Below are 21,209 nucleotides of genomic sequence, written 5' to 3'. Positions count from 1 at the left end.
GGTGGCCTCGGACGGCCGTGGGTGCCTGTCTCGCATGTCTTGTGTGTCCCGTACGTCGCGGTCGCGTCGTCAGTCGAGCTGGTCGACGAGCGCGAACAGCTCCTCGTCGCTGGCGGTGTCGAGGTCCTCGTCGGACGCGTCCGCGCCGCCCGGGCCCTCGCCGGGGCCGCCGGCCGTCTCGGCCGCCCGCAGCAGCTCCAGCAGGCGCCCGGTGATCCGCTCTCGGGCCGCTTCGTCGCCTCCCGCGGATTCGATGGCCGCCTCCAGACCGGCGAGGCCGGCGAGGACCGCGTCGGCGGGGGACGCCTCGTCGACGGCGAGTTCGGTCCGCAGGTAGCGGGCGAGCGCCAGCGGGGTCGGGTGGTCGAAGACCAGCGTGGCGGGCAGCTTGAGACCGGTCGCCTCACGCAGCCGGTTGCGCAGCTCCACCGATGTGAGCGAGTCGAACCCGGCTTCGTTGAAGGCCATTTCCACGCGGACGTTCTCCGGTCCGCTGTGCCCGAGCACGACCGCGGCCTGCGCGCAGACCACGCCGAGCAGCAGAGCCTCCTGCTTCGCGGCGGACAGTCCCACCAGCCGGTCGGCCAGCCGCCCGCGGTCGCCGCCGGCGGAGGCCGCCGTCCGCGCCGACTGCCGGCCCGTGCGGACCAGCCCGCGGAGCAGGTGCGGCACTCCGCCGCCCCCCGCCGCGTCGGCGCGTACGGCCCGCAGGTCGATGGCGGCCGGTACGAGCAGTGCCTGCTCCGACCGGAGCGCGGCGTCGAACAGCTCCATGCCCTCGGCGGAGCGGAGCGCCCTGACTCCGCCGCGCCCTTCGCGCCGGCTCATCCGGGTCCTGGTGAGGTCGTCGATGTTGCCGGCCATGCCGGTGACCTGCTCCCAGGGTCCCCAGGCGAGGGAGAGTCCGGGCAGTCCCGCCGCGCGACGGTGGGACATCAGGCCGTCCAGGAAGGCGTTGGCCGCCGCGTACCCGCCGCTGCCGGCGCCCATGAAGACGGAGGAGGCGGAGGAGTAGGCGACGAAGGCGTCCAGGGCCAGCGGCCGGGTCAGCTCGTCCAGGTGCCGTACGGCGTCCACCTTGGGCGCGAACACCTTGGCCAGCCGTTCCGAGGTGAGTGCTCCGATGACCCCGGGATCGAAGACACCGGCCGTGTGCACCACACCCCGCAGGGGGTGCTCCCCGGGAATCTGGGCGAGCAGGGCCTCGACCTGCGCCCGGTCGGACATGTCGCAGGCCACGACGGAGACCGCCGCCCCGTGCCCGGCGAGTTCGGCGACCAGTTCCCCGGCGCCCTCGGCGTCCGGGCCCCGGCGGCTCGCCAGGACCAGGTGCCGCACGCCGTGCCGGGTGACCAGGTGCTGGGCCGCCAGCGCGCCCAACGATCCGCCGCCCGAGACCAGTACGGTCCCCTGCGGCCGGAACACCACGGACCCGTCCGCGTCCGGCACGCCGGCGCGGGCGAGGCGCGGCAGGGACAGGGCGGTACCGCGCACGGCGACCTGCGGTTCGCCGCCGGCCACGACCGCCGCGAGGACGGAGTCCAGCACCGGCTCCAGGCCGCCTTCGGCGTCGGGGTCGGTGTCGAGCAGGACCACGCGGTCCGGGTTCTCGGACTGGGCGGCACGCACCAGACCCCACACGGCCGCTCCGGCCGGGTCGGTCACCGCACCCGCCTCACCGGCGGCCACCGCGCCCCGGGTCGCCACCACGAGGCGCGACTCCTCGGCGCCGGACGCGCTCAGCCACGCCTGCACCACCTCCAGAACGCGGGAGGTCAGCGTCAGTACGGCATCGTCACCGTCGCCACCGACGGCTTCCAGGACCGCGAGCGCCGGGGTTCCGCCACCGGCGGTGAGGGCGGCGATGTCGTCGGCGGTCGCCACCGGCAGCCACGGCGGCGCGGGCAGCGTCTCCTGGGCCGGGGGCAGTTCGGTCCACCGCACCTCGAAGAGCGAGTCGCGGCTGTCCTCCGCCGTGGCGCCCAACTGCTCGATGGCCACCGCCCGCATGACCAGCGAGTCCATCGTCAGCACCGGGCCACCGGCTTCGTCGGCGGCCTGCACGGACAGCGCGTCCGGCCCGTTCGGGGCGACCCGCACCCGCAGTGCGGAGGCACCGGCGGCGTGCAGCGCGAGCCCGTTCCACGCGAACGGCATCACCGGTTGCCCGGCCTCCTCCTGCTCCGTGTCCGCCGCGACGGCGAAGGTCCCGGCCTGGAGGGCGGCGTCGAGCAGTGCGGGGTGGATGCCGAAGTCGCCGGACCTGTCACGCTCGCCGTCGGGCAGCGCGACCTCGGCGAAGAGTTCCTCGCCGCGCCGCCACACGGCACGCACCCCCTGGAAGACCGGGCCGTACGCGTAGCCGCGCTCCAGCAGGCCTTCGTACAGTTCACCGGTGTCCACCGCCACCTGCCGGGCGTCGGCCGGCGGCCACACCGCGAAGTCGAACCCGGGGGCACCGTCGCCCGGCTGGGGCCCCGCGGCCAGCATCCCGGTGGCGTGCCGTGTCCACGCGTCCTCTTCCCCCAGGGCGTCCTCGCTCTGGGAGAACACCTCGACGGTGCGGGTCCCGTTCTCGTTCGGGCCGCCCACGGCGACCTGCACCCGCACTCCGCCGTGCTTCGGCACCACCAACGGCGCCTCGGTCACCAGCTCTTCGAGCACCCCGCAGCCGGCCTCGTCACCGGCCCGGATCGCCAGTTCGACCAGTCCCGTGCCGGGCAGGAGCACCAGGCCGCCGACCACGTGATCGCCGAGCCAGGGGTGGGTCTTGAGCGACAGGCGGGAGGTGAACACCAGCCCGTCGGTCTGCGGCAACCGCACCACCGCACCGAGCAGCGGATGATCCGCCGCCGCCTGCCCCAACGACGCCGCATCGGTCACCGGCTGCGACGTGTCGAGCCAGTAGTACTCGTGGTCGAAGGCGTACGTGGGCAGCTCGACGCGGGCCGACGTGGCCCCCTCGGGCAGGATGCCGGACCAGTCGATCGGGACGCCGCTTACGAAGAGTTCGGCCATCGAGGCGAGCAGGCGACGCAGGCCGCCGTCCTCGCGGCGCAGGGAACCGGTGACCGTGGTGCCGGTGCCCGTCGTGTCGGTGTCGTCGAGGATCTCGGTGATCGGCTGGACCAGCACCGGGTGGGCGCTGACCTCGACGAAGACTCCGTGGCCCTGACGGACCAGCTCACCCACCGCGGGGCCGAAGCCGACCTGGCCTCGGAGGTTGCGGTACCAGTAGCCGCCGTCCAACACGCCTTCGTTCTCGATCCACTCCCCGGTGACGGTCGAGTAGAACGGGACCATCGGGGCCTGGGCCGCGACTCCGGCGAGGGTCTCGGCGAGGGTCTCGCGGATGTCCTCCACGTGCCGGGTGTGCGAGGCGTAGTCCACCGCGACCCTTCGCACCCTGACTCCATCGGCGGCCAGCACCTCCAGGGCCTCGTCCAGCGCCTCGGCGTCACCCGCGATCACCACGGAGGACGGCCCGTTGACGGCAGCCACCTCCACGCGGCCCGCCCAGCGCTTCAACCGCCCGGCCGCCTCGCCCTCGCTCAGCGCGACCGAAGCCATACCGCCCCGTCCGGCGAGCTGCCCGGCGATGGCCTGACTGCGCAGCGCCACCACCCGAGCCGCGTCTTCCAAGGACAGCGCACCCGACACACACGCGGCTGCGATCTCACCCTGAGAGTGACCGAGCACCGCGTCCGGCAGCACACCCACCGAAGACCAGACCGCTGCCAGCCCCACCATCACCGCGAAACTCGCCGGCTGAAGGACGTCGACCCGCTCCATCAGGCCGGGGTCGGCATCTCCGCGCAGTACGTCGACGAGTGACCAGTCGATGAACGGCTCCAGGGCAGCCGCACACTCGGCGATCCTCTCCGCGAACACCGGGGAGGCATCGAGGAGTTCCCGACCCATGCCCGCCCACTGCGAGCCCTGCCCCGGGAACACCCACACCACCCGGCCCGGCGCTCCCGAGCTACCGGACACCACACCAGGCGCACTCTCACCTCGCGCAAGCGCCCGCAGACCGGCCAGCGCCTCCTCACCCGAGTCGGCCACCACCACCGCGCGCTCACCCAAGAGCGCCCGCCGCGTCACCAGTGAACCGGCCACCGACCCCAACGGCACACCCGCGGAACCGACCACGGCCGCAAGCCGCTCCGCCTGCCCGGCAAGGGAACCCGCACTCCGCGCCGACAGAACCAGCGGCACCACACCACCGGAAGAGGGAGCCGGGGACGCGTCCTCCTCGGCAGGCGCCTCCTCCAGGATCAGGTGCGCGTTCGTCCCGCTCACGCCGAAGGACGAGACGCCCGCGCGACGCGGACGGTCCCCGCGCGGCCACTCCCGCGCCTCCGTCAGCAGCTCCACCGCACCCGCCGACCAGTCCACCTGGTCCGACGGCCGCTGGGCGTGCAGGGTGGGCGGCATGATGCCGTGCCGCAGCGACTGCACCATCTTGATGACGCTGGCGACACCGGCCGCCGCCTGTGCGTGGCCGATGTTCGACTTCAGCGAACCGAGCCACAGCGGCCGTTCGGCGTCGCGGCCCTTGCCGTAGGTCGCCAGCAGCGCCTGCGCCTCGATCGGGTCGCCCAGCGCCGTACCGGTGCCGTGCCCCTCCACCACGTCCACGTCGGCGGTGGAAAGCCCCGCGCCGGCCAGGGCCCGCCGGATCACCCGCTGCTGCGAGGGACCGTTCGGCGCCGTAAGACCGTTGGACGCGCCGTCCTGGTTCACCGCACTGGCCCGCAGGACCGCGAGGACCTCGTGCCCGCGCTCGCGCGCCACCGACAGGCGCTCCAGGAGGACGACCCCGACGCCTTCCGACAGGCCCATGCCGTCGGCACCCTCGGCGAACGCCTTGCAGCGCCCGTCGTCGGCCAGGCCGCGCTGGCGGGAGAAGGCCATGAAGGTGGCGGGTGTCGCCATCACCATGGCGCCGCCGGCCAGGGCCATCGAGCACTCGCCCTGGCGCAGCGCCTGCGCGGCCAGGTGCATCGCCACCAGCGACGACGAGCACGCCGTGTCCACCGACACAGCGGGGCCCTCGAAGCCGAAGACGTACGACACGCGGCCCGACGCCACACTCGACGCGAGGCCGGTTCCGGCGAAGCCCTCCACCTCGGGGGCGAGCACACCGGTTCCGTAGCCCTGGCCGGAGACGCCGGAGAAGACGCCGACGTCGCTGCCCTTCAGCGAGGTCGGATCGATGCCCGCTCCTTCCAGCGCCTCCCAGGAGGTTTCCAGGAGCAGCCGCTGCTGCGGGTCCATGGCCAGCGCCTCACGCGGCGAGATGCCGAAGAAGCCCGCGTCGAACAGGCCCGCCCCGGTGAGGAAGCCACCCTGGCTGGTGTAGCTCGTACCGGCGTGGTCCGGGTCCGGGTCGAACAGGCCCTCCAGGTCCCAGCCGCGGTCCTCGGGGAAGTCGGAGATGGCGTCGACGCCGTCCGCCACCAGCCTCCAGAGCTGCTCCGGCGAGGACACCCCGCCGGGCAGCCGGCAGGCCATGCCGACGATGGCGACGGGATCGTTCGTGTCGGCCGCGACGACCGCGTGGGTCTCCGGTTCGGGGGCCGCGACCTCGCCGAACTCCTCGCTCAGGTAGCGGGCGAGGGCCTGCGGGGACGGGTAGTCGAAGACGAGGGTCGGGGGCAGCTTGAGACCGGTCGCCTCACGCAGCCGGTTGCGCAGCTCGACCGATGTGAGCGAGTCGAATCCGGCTTCCTTGAACGCCGTGTCCGCCCGGACGCCGCCGGGCTCGGTGTGGCCGAGCACGACCGCCGCCTGGGCCCGTACGAGGTCGAGCAGCAGCGCTTCCTGCTCGGCGGCGGCGAGGCCGGCCAGCCGGTCGGACAGCCGGCCGCTCTCGGTGGCGGTGGCCGCCGCACGTGCCTGCTGCCGGCCCGCCCGTACGAGCCCGCGCAGCAGGTGTGGAACGGCCGCGCCCGCCGACGCGTCGGCACGTACGGTGCGAAGGTCCAGCTTGACCGGTACGAGCAGCGACCGCTCCGACACGAGGGCCGCGTCGAGGAGTTCCATGCCCTCGGCCGCCGATATCTCCAGTACACCGCTGCGGCTGGCGCGCGCCTGGTCCACGGCGCTGAGATGCCCGGCCATGCCGAGGGACTGCTCCCACAGGCCCCAGGCCAGCGAGATACCGGGCAGGCCCGCGGCCCTGCGGCTGCTCATGAGGCCGTCGAGGAAGGCGTTGGCCGCGGCGTAGTTGCCCTGCCCGGCACCGCCGGACAGGCCCGCCACGGACGAGAAGACGACGAACGCGTCGAGCGTCAGGCCGCGGGTCAGTTCGTCGAGGTGGCGTGCGGCGTCCACCTTGGGCGCGAAGACGCCCGCGAGGCGTTCCGGGGTGAGCGCCCCGATCAGTCCGTCGTCGAAGACACCGGCCGTGTGGACGACCCCGCGCAGCGGATACTCCGGCGGCAGTCCGGCGAGCAACGCCTCTACCTGCGCCCGGTCGGACACGTCACAGGCCACGACCTCCACGGCCGCACCCCGCCCCGCCAGCTCCGACACCAGCTCCGCCGCACCCTCGGCCTCCGGACCACGACGACTGGCCAGCACCAGACGCCGCACCCCGTGCCGCGCGACCAGATGCCGGGCCACCACACCACCCAGCGAACCCGCACCCGAGACCAGCACCGTCCCCTCGCCCCCGAACACCGCGTCCGCATCCACGACACGGTCCGCGACACGGGCGAGGCGGGGAACGGCCAGCACCGTGCCACGCGCCGCGACCTGCGGTTCACCGGAGGCCGTCACCGGGCCCAGCAGGGAGTCCAGGACCGAGTCCACGCCGCCTTCGGCGTCGGGGTCGGTGTCGAGCAGGACGACCCGGTCGGGCGCCTCGGACTGGGCGGCACGCACCAGACCCCATACGGCCGCTCCGGCCGGATCGGTCACGACGCCCGCCTCGCCGGCGGCCACCGCGCCCCGGGTCGCCACGACGAGCTGCGACTCGTCCAGGCCTTCCGCGGTCAGCCACGCCTGCAGCACCGCGAGGACGCGGGAGGTCAGCGTCAGTACCGCACCGTCCCCGCCGTCACCGACGGCCTCCAGGACGGCGACCGCCGGTACTCCGGCACTCGCGGAGAGGGCCGCCACGTCGTCGGCAGTGGTCACCGGCACCCAGGACGGGGGGAACTCCGAGCCCGGGGGCACGGGGACCTCGCTCCACTCCAGGCGGAACAGCGCGTTGGCCACGGTCGTGTCGGCGGGTGTCTCCAGCTGTCCGGCCGACACCGCCCGGGACACCAGCGAGTCCAGCGTCACCACCGGTCCACCGGCCTCGTCGGCGGCTCGCACCGACAGCGCGTCCGGGCCGTTCGGTGCGATCCGCACGCGCAGCGCCGAGGCGCCCGCGGCATGCAGCACCAGGCCGTTCCACGCGAAGGCCAGCACCGGCTCCCCGGGCTCCCCGGCGTCTCCCGCCGACCCGATGGTGCCGGCCTGGAGGGCGGCGTCCAGCAGCGCGGGGTGGATGCCGAACCGACCGGCCTCCCCGCGGTGCTCCTCGGGCAGGGCGACCTCGGCGAAGACCTCGTCGCCGCGCCGCCACACCGCCCGCACTCCCTGGAACGCGGGGCCGTAGCCGTAGCCGCGTTCGCTCAGGTCGCCGTAGAAGTCGCCGATCTCGACGGGCTCGGCGTCGGCCGGCGGCCAGGCGGTGAGGTCGGTCTGCGTCTCCCCCGCCGGCGCCGGCGCGACGGCGAGCGTGCCGGTGGCGTGCCGTGTCCAAGCGTCCTCGTCACCGGTGCCGTCCTCGCGCTGCGAGTAGATCTCCACCGTGCGGGACCCGTTCGCATCCGGGGCGCCGACGGCCACCTGGACCCGCACCCCGCCCTGGTCCGGCACCACCAACGGCGCCTCGATCACCAGCTCTTCCAGCGCCCCGCAGCCGGCCTCGTCACCGGCCCGCACGGCCAGCTCCACCAGCCCCGTGCCGGGGAGGATGACGACACCGCCCACGGCGTGATCGGCGAGCCACGGCTGCGCCTTGAGCGACAGGCGGGAGGTGAACACCAGCCCGTCGGTCTGCGGCAACCGCACGACCGCTCCGAGCAGCGGATGGTCCGCCGCGGCCTGCCCGAGCGACGCCGCGTCCGTCGCCGACTCGACCTCGTGGAGCCAGTAGTGCTGGTGGTCGAAGGCGTACGTCGGAAGGCCGGGCCGCGCCGAGGCGGCGCCGGCCGGGAGGATGCCGGTCCAGTCGACCGGGACGCCGCGTACGAAGAGTTCGGCCATCGACGTGAGCAGACGGCGCAGGCCGCCGTCCTCGCGCCGCAGGGAGCCGGTGACCGTCGTGTCGGTGTCGTCGACGATCTCGGTGATCGGCTGCACCAGCACCGGGTGCGCGCTGACCTCGACGAAGACGCCGTGGCCCTGCTTCAGGAGGGCGGCGACCGCGGGGCCGAAGCCGACCTGACTGCGGAGGTTGCCGTACCAGTAGCCGCCGTCCAGGACGCCCTCGTTCTCGATCCACTCCCCCGTCACGGTCGAGTAGAACGGGATCGACGGCGCCTGGGCCGTGACTCCCGCGAGGGTCTCGGCCAACGTCTCCCGGATGTCCTCCACGTGCCGGGTGTGGGAGGCGTAGTCCACCGCGACCCGGCGCACCCTGACACCATCGGCGGCCAGCGCCTCCAAGGCCTCGTCCAGCGCTTCGGCGTCACCCGCGATCACTACGGAGGACGGCCCGTTGACGGCGGCGACCTCGACACGGTCCGCCCAGCGCTCCAGCCGCCCGGCCACCTCGCCCTCGCTCAGCCCGACCGAGGCCATGCCACCCCGCCCGGCGAGCTGCCCGGCAATGGCCTGACTGCGCAGCGCCACCACCCGAGCCGCGTCCTCCAACGACAGAGCACCCGACACACACGCGGCTGCGATCTCACCCTGCGAATGCCCCAGCACCGCATCGGGCTCGACACCTACCGAAGACCAGACAGCCGCCAGACCCACCATCACCGCGAAACTCGCCGGCTGAAGGACGTCGACCCGCTCCATCAGACCCGGGTCGGCATCACCACGCAGCACATCGATCAACGACCAGTCGATGAACGGCTCCAGGGCCGCCGCACACTCCGCGATGCGCTCCGCGAACACGGGTGACGCGTCCATCAACTCCCGGCCCATGCCCGCCCACTGCGAGCCCTGACCCGGGAACACCCACACCACCTTGCCCGGTGTCCCAGAACTGCCGGACACCACACCAGGAGCACCCTCACCCGCAGCAAGCGCCCGCAGCCCGGCCAGGGCCTCCTCACCCGAGTCGGCCACGACCACCGCACGCTCACCCAGCACCGCACGCCCACCGGCCAGCGCACCGGCGACGTCCGTCAGGTCGACCCCGTCGTTGTGCTCGACGAAGGACGCGAGACGCCCGGCCTGCCCCGCCAGGGACACCGCACTCCGCGCCGACACCACCAACGGCACCACACCACCGGAGGACGGAGCCGGGGCCGCGCTCTCCTTCTCGGCAGGAGCCTCCTCAAGGATCAGGTGGGCGTTCGTGCCACTGACACCGAACGCCGAGACGCCAGCCCGACGCGGACGTTCCCCACGCGGCCACTCCCGCGCCTCCGTCAACAGCTCCACCGCACCCGCCGACCAGTCCACTCGCGTCGTCGGCGCGTCCACATGCAACGTCGCCGGCAGCACACCGTGCCGCAGCGCCTGGACCATCTTGATCACACCGGCGACACCCGCGGCCGCCTGCGTGTGACCCACGTTCGACTTCAACGAACCGAGCCACAAAGGCCGTTCGGCGTCGCGGTCCTTGCCGTAGGTCGCCAGCAGCGCCTGCGCCTCGATCGGGTCACCGAGGACCGTGCCCGTGCCGTGCCCCTCCACCACGTCGACGTCCGCCGGACCGATCCCGGCGTTCGCCAGTGCTCCGCGGATCACCCGCTGCTGGGCGGGGCCGTTCGGCGCCGTCAGACCGTTGGACGCGCCGTCCTGGTTCACCGCACTGCCCCGCAGCACGGCCAGCACCTTGTGCCCGCGCTCACGGGCCACGGACAGACGCTCCAGGACGACGACACCGACGCCCTCGGCCCAGCCGGTGCCGTCCGCGCCGTCGGCGTACGCCTTGCAGCGCCCGTCGTCGGCCAGGCCCCGCTGGCGGGAGAACTCCACGAACGCCCCGGGGTTGGCCATGACGGTGGCGCCACCCGCGAGGGCCATCGAGCACTCGCCCTGGCGCAGCGCCTGCGCGGCCAGGTGCATCGCCACCAGCGACGACGAGCACGCCGAGTCGATGGTGACCGCCGGGCCCTCGAAGCCGAAGACGTACGACACCCGGCCCGACGCGACGCTCGTGGAGCCGCCCGTGCCCGCGAAGCCCTCCAGCTCCGGTGTGACCACGCTGGCCCCGGGAGCGACGTAGCCCTGACCGAACACCCCGGAGAAGACGCCGACATCGGCGCCCTTCAGCGAGAGCGGGTCGATCCCGGCGCTCTCGAACGCCTCCCAGGAGGCCTCCAGGAGCAGCCGCTGCTGCGGGTCCATCGCCAGCGCCTCGCGCGGCGAGATCCCGAAGAATCCCGCGTCGAACAGGCCCGCTTCGTGGAGGAAGCCGCCCTGGTTCGTGTAGGAGGTGCCCGCGCGGTCCGGGTCGGGGTCGAACAGCCCCTCCAGGTCCCAGCCGCGGTCCTCGGGAAAACCGGTCACGGCGTCGCGGCCGTCGCGCACCAGTCGCCACAGGTCGTCGGGGCCCGCCACCCCGCCGGGCAGCCGGCACGCCATGCCCACCACGGCCACCGGCTCACGGGAGGCGTCGACGAGCAGGCGGTTCCGCTTCTTCAGCGAGCCGACCTCTTCGACCGACTTCCGTAGCGCCTCGACGACCTTCTCATACGACGCACTCACTTGATTTTCCCCAATCCTTCAACGAATTCGCAGGTCAGTTGTCGCCGAGTGCCAGTTGCACGAGGTCGTCGACGTCCAGCTCGGCGACCGCCCTCTCCTCGTCGGGGTCGTCGAGCACGCCGACCGCCGGTGCGCCGTCGTCGAGGGCGGCCAGCTTGACCAGGGCATCCATCAGTCCGGCGGCCCGGAACCGGTCCAGCGGGAGCGACGCGAGTACGCGCCGCAGCCGGTCTTCGTCCACGTCCTGGGCGGCCGTGCCGCCGTCCGGGAACAGTTCGGTGTGCAGGTGACGGGCGAGGGCCCGCGGGTTCGGGTAGTCGAAGACCAAGGTGGCGGGGAGCTGAAGTCCCGTCGCCGCCCGCAGCCGGTTGCGCAGTTCCACGGACGTGAGCGAGTCGAAACCGGTCTCCCTGAACGCGGTGTCCGCCCGCACCCCGTCCGGCCCGTCGTGTCCGAGAACCGACGCGGCCTGGGCGCGTACCAGGTCGATCAGCGCCTTCTCCCGGTCGGCGGCCTGGAGTCCGGCCAGGCGGCGCAGCAGCTCGCCGTCCTGGGTGGAGGCGGCGCGGGCCGTCTGGCGGCCGGGGCGGACGAGGCCGCGCAGCATGTGCGGGATCTCCCCGCCGGCCGCGGCCTCGGCGCGAACTCCCCGCAGGTCCAGCTTGGCGGGCACCAGCAGTGACTGCGTGGCCCTCAGCGCCGAGTGGAACAGTTCCATGCCCTCGGTCAGCGGCATCGCCTGGAGGCCGCCGCGACGGTTCATCCGGGAGCGGACGAGGTCGTCGGTGTTCGCCGCCATGCCGTCGGTCTGCTCCCACAGGCCCCAGGCCAGCGAGAGCCCGGGCAGTCCGGCCGCGCGACGGTTGGCCATCAGGCCGTCCAGGTAGGCGTTGGCCGCGGCGTAACTGCCGCTGCCCGCGCCCATGAAGACCGCCGAGACGGACGAGTAGACGACGAAGACGTCCAGTGCCAGCGACCGCGTCAGCTCGTCCAGGTGCCGTACGGCGTCCACCTTCGGCGCGAACACCCGCGCCAGCCGCTCCGGCGTCACCGTCCCGATCACGCCGGCGTCCAGGACACCGGCCGTGTGGACGACTCCGCGCAGCGGGTGCTCCTCGGGCACCTTGGCGAGCAGGGCCTCGGCCTGGCCGCGGTCGGACACGTCACAGGCCGTGATCTCCACGGCCGCTCCGAGGGCGGTCAGTTCGGCGGCCAGCTCCTCGGCACCCTCGGCGTCCGGACCGCGGCGGCTGGCCAGGATCAGGTGCCGTACGCCGTACCGCGTCACCAGGTGCCGGGCCGCGAGCGCGCCCAGGGAGCCGGTGCCTCCGGTGACCAGTACGGTCCCGTGTGCGCCGATCTCCGACGGGGTGTCCGGGAGCAGGTCGCCGGTGGCGCGGGCGAGGCGGGGCACGAAGAGCGCGGTGCCGCGTACGGCGATCTGCGGTTCGTCCACCCGGGCCAGGGCCGCCACGACGGCGGTCGCCGCGTCGGCGGACGCGGGATCGGCGTCGACGAGGACGATGCGGTCGGGGTTCTCGGCCTGGGCGGCGCGCACCAGTCCCCACACGGCGGATCCGGCGGGGTCGGTCACCACGCCGTCCCCGGCGGGCACCGCACCCCGGGTCGCCACCACGAGGCGCGACCCCGCCAGGCCGTCGGTGATCAGCCAGGCCTGCACCACCGCGAGGACCCGGGAGGCCAGGTCGAGCGCGGCGTCCTCACCGTCACCGCCGACGGCTTCCATGACCGCGACCGGCGGCACGCCCTCCCTCCCGGCCAGGACGGTCACGTCCTCGGTGGTGCTCACGGGCACCCATGTGGGCTCGGGTGCGGCGTCCTGCGCCGGGGGCGTCTCCGTCCAGTCCAGTACGTACAGCGACTGGGCGGCCGACGGGTCGGCGGACCGCGCCAACTGCTCGGCGGTCAGGGCGCGCAGGGTCAGCGACTGCGCCGACAGCACCGGGCCACCGGTCTCGTCGGCCGCATCCAGCGCCACGGTGTCGGGGCCGGCGGACAGCAGCCGCACGCGCAGCGCCGGGGCGCCCACGGCGTGCAGGACCACACCGTTCCAGTCGAGCGGCTGGCGCACACCGTCGCCCTCCGCCGCCACGGCACCGACCGACGGGACGTTGAGAACGGCTTCGAGCAGTGCGGGGTGGACGCCGAACCGGCCGGCCTCCTCGCGGTGCTCCTCGGGCAGGGCCACCTCGGCGAAGACCTCGTCGCCGCGCCGCCACACGGCCCGCACTCCCTGGAAGGCCGGGCCGTACTCGTAGCCCCGTTCCGCCAGTTCGGCCTGGAGGCCGGCCGGCTCGACCACGGACGCGCCGGGCGGTGGCCAGGCGGTGAAGTCGAAGCCCTGCTGCGGGGCGGTGGGTGCGATGGTCAGGGTCGCGGTGGCGTGCCGCGTCCACGCGGCCCCGTCGCCCGGGGCGTCCTCACGCCGGGAGTAGATCTCCACGGTGCGCGACCCGGTCTCGTCCGGACCGCCCACGGCGACCTGCACGCGTATCCCGCCGTGCTCGGGCACCACCAACGGCGCCTCGGTCACCAGCTCTTCGAGCACCTCGCAGCCGGCCTCGTCACCGGCCCGCACCGCCAATTCGAGCAGTCCCGTGCCGGGCACCAGCACCACGCCGCCGACCCGGTGGTCGGCGAGCCAGGGCTGCGCCTTGAGCGACAGGCGGGAGGTGAACACCAGCCCGTCGGAGTGCGGAAGCTCCACCATCGCGCCGAGCAGCGGATGGTCGGCAGCCGCCTGCCCGAGCGACGCCGCGTCCGTCACCGACCCCGCCGTCTCCAGCCAGTAGTGCTGGTGGTCGAAGGCGTACGTGGGCAGGTCCACCCGTCCCAAGGCGGCGCCCTCCGGCAGTACTCCGGACCAGTCCACCGGCACGCCGCGCACGAACAACTCGGCCATCGACGTGAGCAGACGACGCAGACCGCCGTCCTCACGGCGCAGCGAACCCGCCACCACCGCGTCGTCCGCCGTCGTGTCGATGCCGTCGAGGATCTCGGTGATCGGCTGGACCAGCACCGGGTGCGCGCTGACCTCGACGAAGACACCGTGGCCCTGCTCCAACAGGTCGGCGACCGCGGGGCCGAAGCCGACCTGACCGCGGAGGTTGCGGTACCAGTAACCGCCGTCCAGGACACCCTCGGCCTCGACCCACTCCCCCGTCACGGTCGAGAAGAACGGGACCATCGGGGCCTTGGCCGTAACGCCGGCCAGCGTCTCGGCGAGCGTGTCGCGGATGTCCTCCACGTGCCGGGTGTGGGAGGCGTAGTCCACCGCGACCCTGCGCACCCGGATCCCGTCGGCGGCCAGCACCTCCAGGGCCTCGTCCAGCGCCTCGGCGTCACCGGCGATCACCACGGAGGACGGCCCGTTGACAGCGGCGACCTCCACGCGGCCCGCCCAGCGCTTCAACCGCCCGGCCGCCTCGCTCTCACTCAGCGCGACCGAGGCCATGCCACCCCGCCCGGCGAGCTGCCCGGCGATGGCCTGACTGCGCAACGCCACCACCCGCGCCGCATCCTCCAACGACAGCGCACCCGACACACACGCGGCCGCGATCTCACCCTGCGAATGACCGAGCACCGCGTCCGGCAGCACGCCCACCGACGACCAGACGGCCGCCAGACCCACCATCACCGCGAAACTCGCCGGCTGGAGGACGTCGACCCGCTCCATCAGACCCGGGTCGGCATCTCCGCGCAGTACGTCGACGAGTGACCAGTCGATGAACGGCTCCAGGGCGGCCGCACACTCGGTGATCCGCTCGGCGAACACCGGGGAGGCGTCAAGGAGTTCCCGGCCCATACCCGCCCACTGCGAGCCCTGACCCGGGAACACCCACACCACCCGGCCCAGCGCACCGGAGCTACCGGACACCGCACCAGGCGCACTCTCACCTCGCGCCACGGCAGCCAGCCCGGCCAGCGCCTCCGCGTCGGACCCGGCCACGACCACCGCACGCTCACTCAGCAGAGCCCGCCGCGTCACCAGGGAACCGGCCACCGACTCCAACGGCACACCCGCGGAACCGACCACGGCCGCAAGCCGCTCCGCCTGCCCGGCCAGCGACGCCGCACTCCGCGCCGACACCACCAACGGCACCACACCACCGGAAGAGGGAGCCGGAGAGGCGTCCTCGTCAGCAGGCGCCTCCTCAAGGATCAGGTGCGCGTTCGTGCCGCTGATGCCGAACGACGACACGCCCGCGCGACGGGGCCGGCCGTCCCGCGGCCACTCCCGTGCCTCGGTCAGCAGCTCGATCGCACCGTCGGACCAGTCCACCCGGCTGCTGGGCTGTCCGGCGTGGAGGGTGGGCGGCATGACGCCGTGCCGCAGCGCCTGCACCATCTTGATCACACCGGCGACACCCGCAGCCGCCTGCGTGTGACCCACGTTCGACTTCAACGAACCCAGCCACAGCGGCCGTTCGGCGTCGCGGTCCTTGCCGTAGGTCGCCAGCAGGGCCTGCGCCTCGATCGGGTCACCGAGGACCGTGCCCGTGCCGTGCCCCTCCACCACGTCGACGTCGGTGGCGGAGAGCCCGGCGCCGGCGAGCGCCTTGCGGATCACCCGCTGCTGCGAGGGACCGTTGGGTGCGGTGAGCCCGTTGGACGCGCCGTCCTGGTTGACCGCGCTGCCGCGGATCACCGCGAGGACCTTGTGGCCGCGCTCCCGTGCCACCGACAGGCGTTCCAGGACGACCAGGCCGACGCCCTCGGACAGGACGGTGCCGTCGGCGTCGTCGGCGTAGGCCTTGCAGCGGCCGTCGGCGGCCAGGCCGCGCTGGCGTGACATGCCGAGGACGCCGATCGGCGAGCCCATCACGGCGACGCCGCCGGCGAGCGCCATCGAGCACTCGCCCTGGCGCAGCGCCTGCGCGGCCAGGTGCATCGCCACCAGCGACGACGAGCACGCCGTGTCGACGGTGACCGCCGGGCCCTCGAAGCCGAAGACGTACGAGACGCGGCCCGAGGCCACGCTTCCCGCGGTGGCGGTCGTGACGAAGCCTTCGAGTTCTGCGGGCATGTTGCTCAGGGACTCGAGATAGTCGTGGATGGAGACCCCGGAGAAGACTCCGATGTTCTCTCCGCGCGCCGTGCTCGGGTCGATGCCCACCCGCTCCAGGGCCTCCCAGGAGGCTTCGAGGAGCAGTCGCTGCTGGGGGTCCATCGCGAGCGCCTCACGCGGTGAGATCCCGAAGAAGCCCGCGTCGAAGAGTCCCGCGCCCTCCAGGAAGCCGCCCTTGGTGGAGTAGGAGGTACCGGCGTGGTCGGGGTCGGCGTCGAAGAGGCCGTCCAGGTCCCAGCCCCGGTCGTCGGGGAAGGCGGACATGCCCTCGCGGCCTTCGGAGACCAGGTGCCACAGGTCGTCGGGGCCCTTCACCCCGCCCGGCAGGCGGCAGGCCATGCCGACGATGGCGATCGGCTCGCCGGGGTCGGCGGCCGGGACCGGTGCGGGGGCGGCGGGGCCGCCGGCCACCGCGGCGTCCGTCTCGCCGAGTTCCTCGCGCAGGTGGCGGGCCAGGGCGACCGGGGTCGGGTAGTCGAAGATCAGGGTGGCGGGGAGTTTCACGCCGGTGGCGGCGCTGAGCCGGTTGCGCAGTTCCACGGCGGTCAGCGAGTCGAAGCCGATCTCGCTGAATCCGCGGGTGCCCTGGGTCAGGTCCTGGCTGGTGAAGCCCAGTACGGCACCCGCCTCGGCCTGGACGACGGAGAGCAGGACGCTCTCCTGCTCCTCCTGGGCCAGACCGGCGAGGCGCTGGACCAGCGCGCTGCTGTCGCCGGCGGCGGCTCGGGCGGTGCGGCGGCCGGCGCGGACCAGCCCGCGCAGCAGGTGGGGTACTCCCCCGCCGTCCGCGGCCTGGCCGCGCAGCGTCCGCAGGTCGAGCTTGATCGGTACGAGGAGTGCCTGGCCCATGTGCAGGCCGACGTCGAGGATGTGCAGCCCCTCGGCCGGTGTCAGGGCGAGGACGCCGCCGCGGCTCATGCGGGCCTGGTCGACGGCGCCGAGGTGGGCGGTCAGTCCGGTGTTCTGCTCCCACAGGCCCCAGGCCAGGGACAGGCCGGGCAGTCCCGCCTCGCGGCGCCTGGCCATCAGGCCGTCGAGGTAGGCGTTGGCGGCGGCGTAGTTGCCCTGACCCGCCGAGCCCATCAGGGCCGCGGCCGAGGAGAAGACGACGAACGCGTCGAGGTTCAGGTCCCGCGTCAGTTCGTCGAGGTGGCGTACGGCGTCGACCTTGGGGGCGAAGACTGCGGCGAGGCGTTCCGGGTCGAGCGCACCGATCACTCCGTCGTCCAGGACACCGGCGAGGTGCACCACACCGTTGAGGGGGTGTTCGTCCGGCACGGACGCCAGGAGGGCCTCGACGTCGTCGCGGCGGGAGACGTCGGCGGCCACCACGGAGACGGCGGCGCCCTGTTCGGTCAGTTCGGCGACGAGCTGCGGTACGCCCTCGGTGTCCGGGCCGCGCCGTCCGGCCAGCACCAGGTGCCGTACGCCGTACCGGGTGACGAGGTGGCGGGCCACCAGGGCGCCCAGGGAGCCGGTGCCGCCGGTGACGAGGACCGTGCCCTGCGGGCCGAAGACCTCGGGCTCGTCGGGGACCTGGCCGGTGACCCGGGCGAGCCGGGGCACGGAGAGGGCGGTGCCGCGCACGGCGAGTTGCGGTTCGTCGCCGGATGCCGCCGCGGCGAGGAATGCGGCCGCCGGTCCGCCGGCGGTGAGGAAGGCGGCCGGTCCGTCGGTGGCGGCCGGGTCGGTGTCGACGAGGGTGATCCGGTCGGGGTGCTCGGCCTGTGCGGCGCGGACCAGTCCCCACACGGCCGATCCGGCGGGGTCGGTCACGACGCCGTCTCCGGCGGGCACCGCTCCCCGGGTGGCCACCACGAGCCGGGAGTCGGCCGGTCCGTCGGCGGCCAGCCATGCCTGCACCACGCCGAGGACGTGCGAGGTCAGGGCCAGTACGGCACCCTCGCCGTCGTTCTCGGCGACGGCCTCCAGAACGGCGATCGCCGGGGCGTCGGTGCGCCGGGCCAGGTCCGTCACGTCGTCGGCGGTGCCGACCCGCGTCCACGCGGGGACGGTCGTGGGGTCCTGCGCGGCGGGCAGTTCGGTCCACTCCACGCCGAACAGCGCGTCGCGGGTGTCGTGGGCCGCCGCGGCGTCGAGCTGGTCGGTGGAGACGGGCAGGGAGACCAGCGAGTCCATGGTCAGCACCAGGCCGCCGGTCTCGTCGGCGGCCTTGAAGGACAGCGCGTCGGGGCCGCACGGCGCGACCCGCACCCTGAGGGCCGAGGCGCCCGTGGCGTGCAGCACCAGGCCGTTCCAGGCGAACGGCAGCACCTTGCGTCCGTCGTCGGGGGCGGCGAGCGCGTTCGTGTGCAGCGCGGCGTCGAGGAGCGCCGGGTGGATGCCGAACCTGCCCGCGTCCTCGCGCTGTTCCTCGGGCAGGGACGCCTCGGCGAAGACCTCGTCACCGCGCCGCCAGACGGCGCGCAGCCCCTGGAAGGCCGGCCCGTAGGCGTAGCCGCGTTCGGTGAGGTCGCCGTAGAAGTTCTCGACGTCGACCGGCTCGGCGCCGGGCGGCGGCCAGGCGGCGAAGTCGAAGTCGTCGTCCCGGGTGGTGGAAGCGGCCGACAGGAGTCCGGTGGCGTGCCGTGTCCACCCGTCCGTGCCGCCGTCGCCGCCGTCCTCGCGCAGCGAGTACACGTCCACGGTGCGCAGGCCGCCCGCGTTCGGGCTGCTCACGGCGACCTGGACGCGTACTCCGCCGCGCTCGGGCAGCACCAGGGGCGCCTCGATCACGAGTTCTTCCAGGACGCCGTGGCCGAACTCGTCGCCTGCGCGCACCGCGAGGTCGACGTAGACCGTGCCGGGGACGATGACGACGCCGCCGATCGCGTGGCCGGCGAGCCAGGGGTGGGTCTGGAGCGACAGGCGCGAGGTGAAGACCAGGCCGTCGGACTGGGGGAGTTCCACGACCGCGCCGAGCAGCGGGTGGTCGGCTCCGGCCAGCCCGAGCGACGCCTGGTCCGTGGCCGAGCCGCCCATCCGCAGCCAGTAGTGCTGTTGGTCGAAGGCGTACGTCGGCAGGTCCACGCGGGCCGAGGTGGCGCCGGCGGGCAGTACCGGCGTCCAGTCGACGGGCACGCCGCACACGAACAGTTCGGCCATGGAGGCGTGGAGCCTGCGCAGTCCGCCCTCCCGCCGCCGCAGCGAACCGGTCACGACGACGTCCGCACCGGCGTCGGTGTCGTAGACGGTCTCGGTGATCGGCTGGACCAGCACCGGGTGCGCGCTGACCTCGACGAAGACACCGTGGCCCTGCTCCAACAGGTCGGCGACCGCGAGGCCGAAGCCGACCTGGCCACGGAGGTTGCGGTACCAGTAACCGCCGTCCAGGGCGCCTTCGTTCTCGATCCACTCCCCCGTCACGGTCGAGTAGAACGGGATCGACGGGGCCTGCGCGCCGATGCCGGCCAGTGCGTCGGCGAGGGTGTCCCGGATGCGCTCGACGTGCCGGGTGTGCGAGGCGTAGTCCACGGCGATCCGCCGCACCCGCACGCCCTGGTCCTCCAGGGTGTCCAGCGCCTCGTCCAGCGCCCCGGCGTCACCGGCGATCACCACGGAGGACGGCCCGTTGACAGCGGCGACCTCCACGCGGCCCGCCCAGCGCTCCAGCCGCCCGGCCGCCTCGTCCTCGCTCAGCGCGACCGAGGCCATGCCGCCCCGCCCGGCGAGCTGCCCGGCGATGGCCTGACTGCGCAGCGCCACGACGCGAGCCGCGTCCTCCAACGACAGCGCACCCGACACACACGCGGCCGCGATCTCACCCTGCGAGTGACCGACCACCGCGTCCGGCTCGACACCCACCGAAGACCAGACGGCCGCCAGACCCACCATCACCGCGAAACTCGCCGGCTGGAGGACGTCGACCCGCTCCATCAGACCCGGGTCGGCGTCACCGCGCAGCACATCGACGAGCGACCAGTCCACCCAGCGCTCCAGGGCCGCCGCGCATGCGGCGATCCGCTCGGCGAACACGGGCGAGGCGTCCAGCAGCTCCCGGCCCATGCCCGCCCACTGCGAGCCCTGGCCCGGGAACACCCACACCACCTTGCCCGGCGTCCCCGTACCGGTGAGGACCCCGGCCGCGCTCTCGCCCCGGGCGAGGGCACGCAGTCCGGCGAGCGCCTCGTCGTCCGAGCCGGCCACGACCACCGCGCGCTCGCCCAGCACCGCACGCCCGGTCGCCAGCGCGCCGGCCACACCGGTGAGCGAGGCGCCGCCGGCACCGTTCTCCAGGAACGACGCCAGCCGTTCCGCCTGCGCGGCCAGGGAGGCGGGGGTGCCCGCCGAGACCACGAGGGGTACGGAGTCGGCGGGCGCCTCGACCCGCGCGTCCTCGTGGCCGGTCTCCGTCTCCTCTCGCGGTGCTTCCTCAAGGATCAGATGGGCGTTGGTCCCGCTGGCTCCGAACGAGGAGACGCCGGCGCGCCGCGGACGTCCCTCGTCCGGCCACTGGCGCGCTTCGGTCAGCAGCTTCACGGCGCCCGTCGACCAGTCCACCTGGGGCGTCGGCGCGTCCAGGTGCAGCGTCGCCGGCATCTCTCGGTGCCGCAGCGCCTGGACCGTCTTGATGACGCCGGCCACGCCGGAGGCCGCCTGCGTGTGCCCGATGACGGACTTGACCGAGCCGAGCCACAGCGGCTTCTCCGGGTCGCGGCCCTGTCCGTACGTGGCGAGCAGCGCCTGCGCCTCGATGGGGTCGCCGAGTACGGTGCCCGTGCCGTGGCCCTCCACCGTGTCCACGTCGGCCGGGGCGAGCCCGGCGCCGGCCAGGGCCTTGCGGATGACCCGCTGCTGCGCGGGACCGTTGGGCGCGGTCAGGCCGTTGGACGCGCCGTCCTGGTTGACGGCGCTGCCCCGCAGCACGGCGAGGACTTGGTGGCCGCGTTCCTTTGCGACGGACAGCCGCTCCAGGAGCAGGACGCCTACGCCCTCGGCCCAGCCCGAGCCGTCGGCACCGGCCGCGTAGGACTTGCAGCGGCCGTCGAAGGCGAGGGCCCGCTGCCGGGCGAAGCCGACGAAGCCGCCGGGTGTGGCCATCACGGTGGAGCCGCCGACGAGGGCCATCGAGCACTCCCCGCGGCGCAGTGCCTGGGCGGCGAGGTGGGTCGCCACCAGCGACGAGGAGCACATGGTGTCGACGGTGACGGCGGGCCCTTCGAGCCCGAGCGTGTAGGCGACGCGGCCGGACGCGACGCCGCCCGCGGTGCCGAGGGCGCGTTCCAGGCTG

2 protein-coding genes (1 of these 2 cut by a window edge) are annotated in these 21,209 nt (G+C 73.9%); both read right to left on the bottom strand.

From position 1 onward, the window contains the following. Nucleotides 1–69 precede the first annotated feature (69 nt). Nucleotides 70–10,905: a type I polyketide synthase gene (locus tag IE108_RS29345; protein WP_444545609.1), complete on the bottom strand. Its 10,836-nt coding sequence runs from the start codon at nt 10,903–10,905 to the stop codon at nt 70–72. Between the two features lie 19 nt (nt 10,906–10,924). Further along, nucleotides 10,925–21,209, bottom strand: the 3' portion of a protein-coding gene (locus IE108_RS29340; protein ID WP_444545608.1) for a type I polyketide synthase. It continues 593 nt past the right edge of the window; only the last 10,285 of its 10,878 coding nucleotides appear in the window; its start codon lies beyond the right edge, outside the window; it ends in the stop codon at nt 10,925–10,927.

This window comes from Streptomyces parvulus, from assembly GCF_014648855.1.
Classification (GTDB): Bacteria; Actinomycetota; Actinomycetes; order Streptomycetales; family Streptomycetaceae; genus Streptomyces; species Streptomyces parvulus.
Note: the sequence above shows the minus strand (reverse complement) of the source record. Positions and strands in the feature narration are given on the sequence as shown.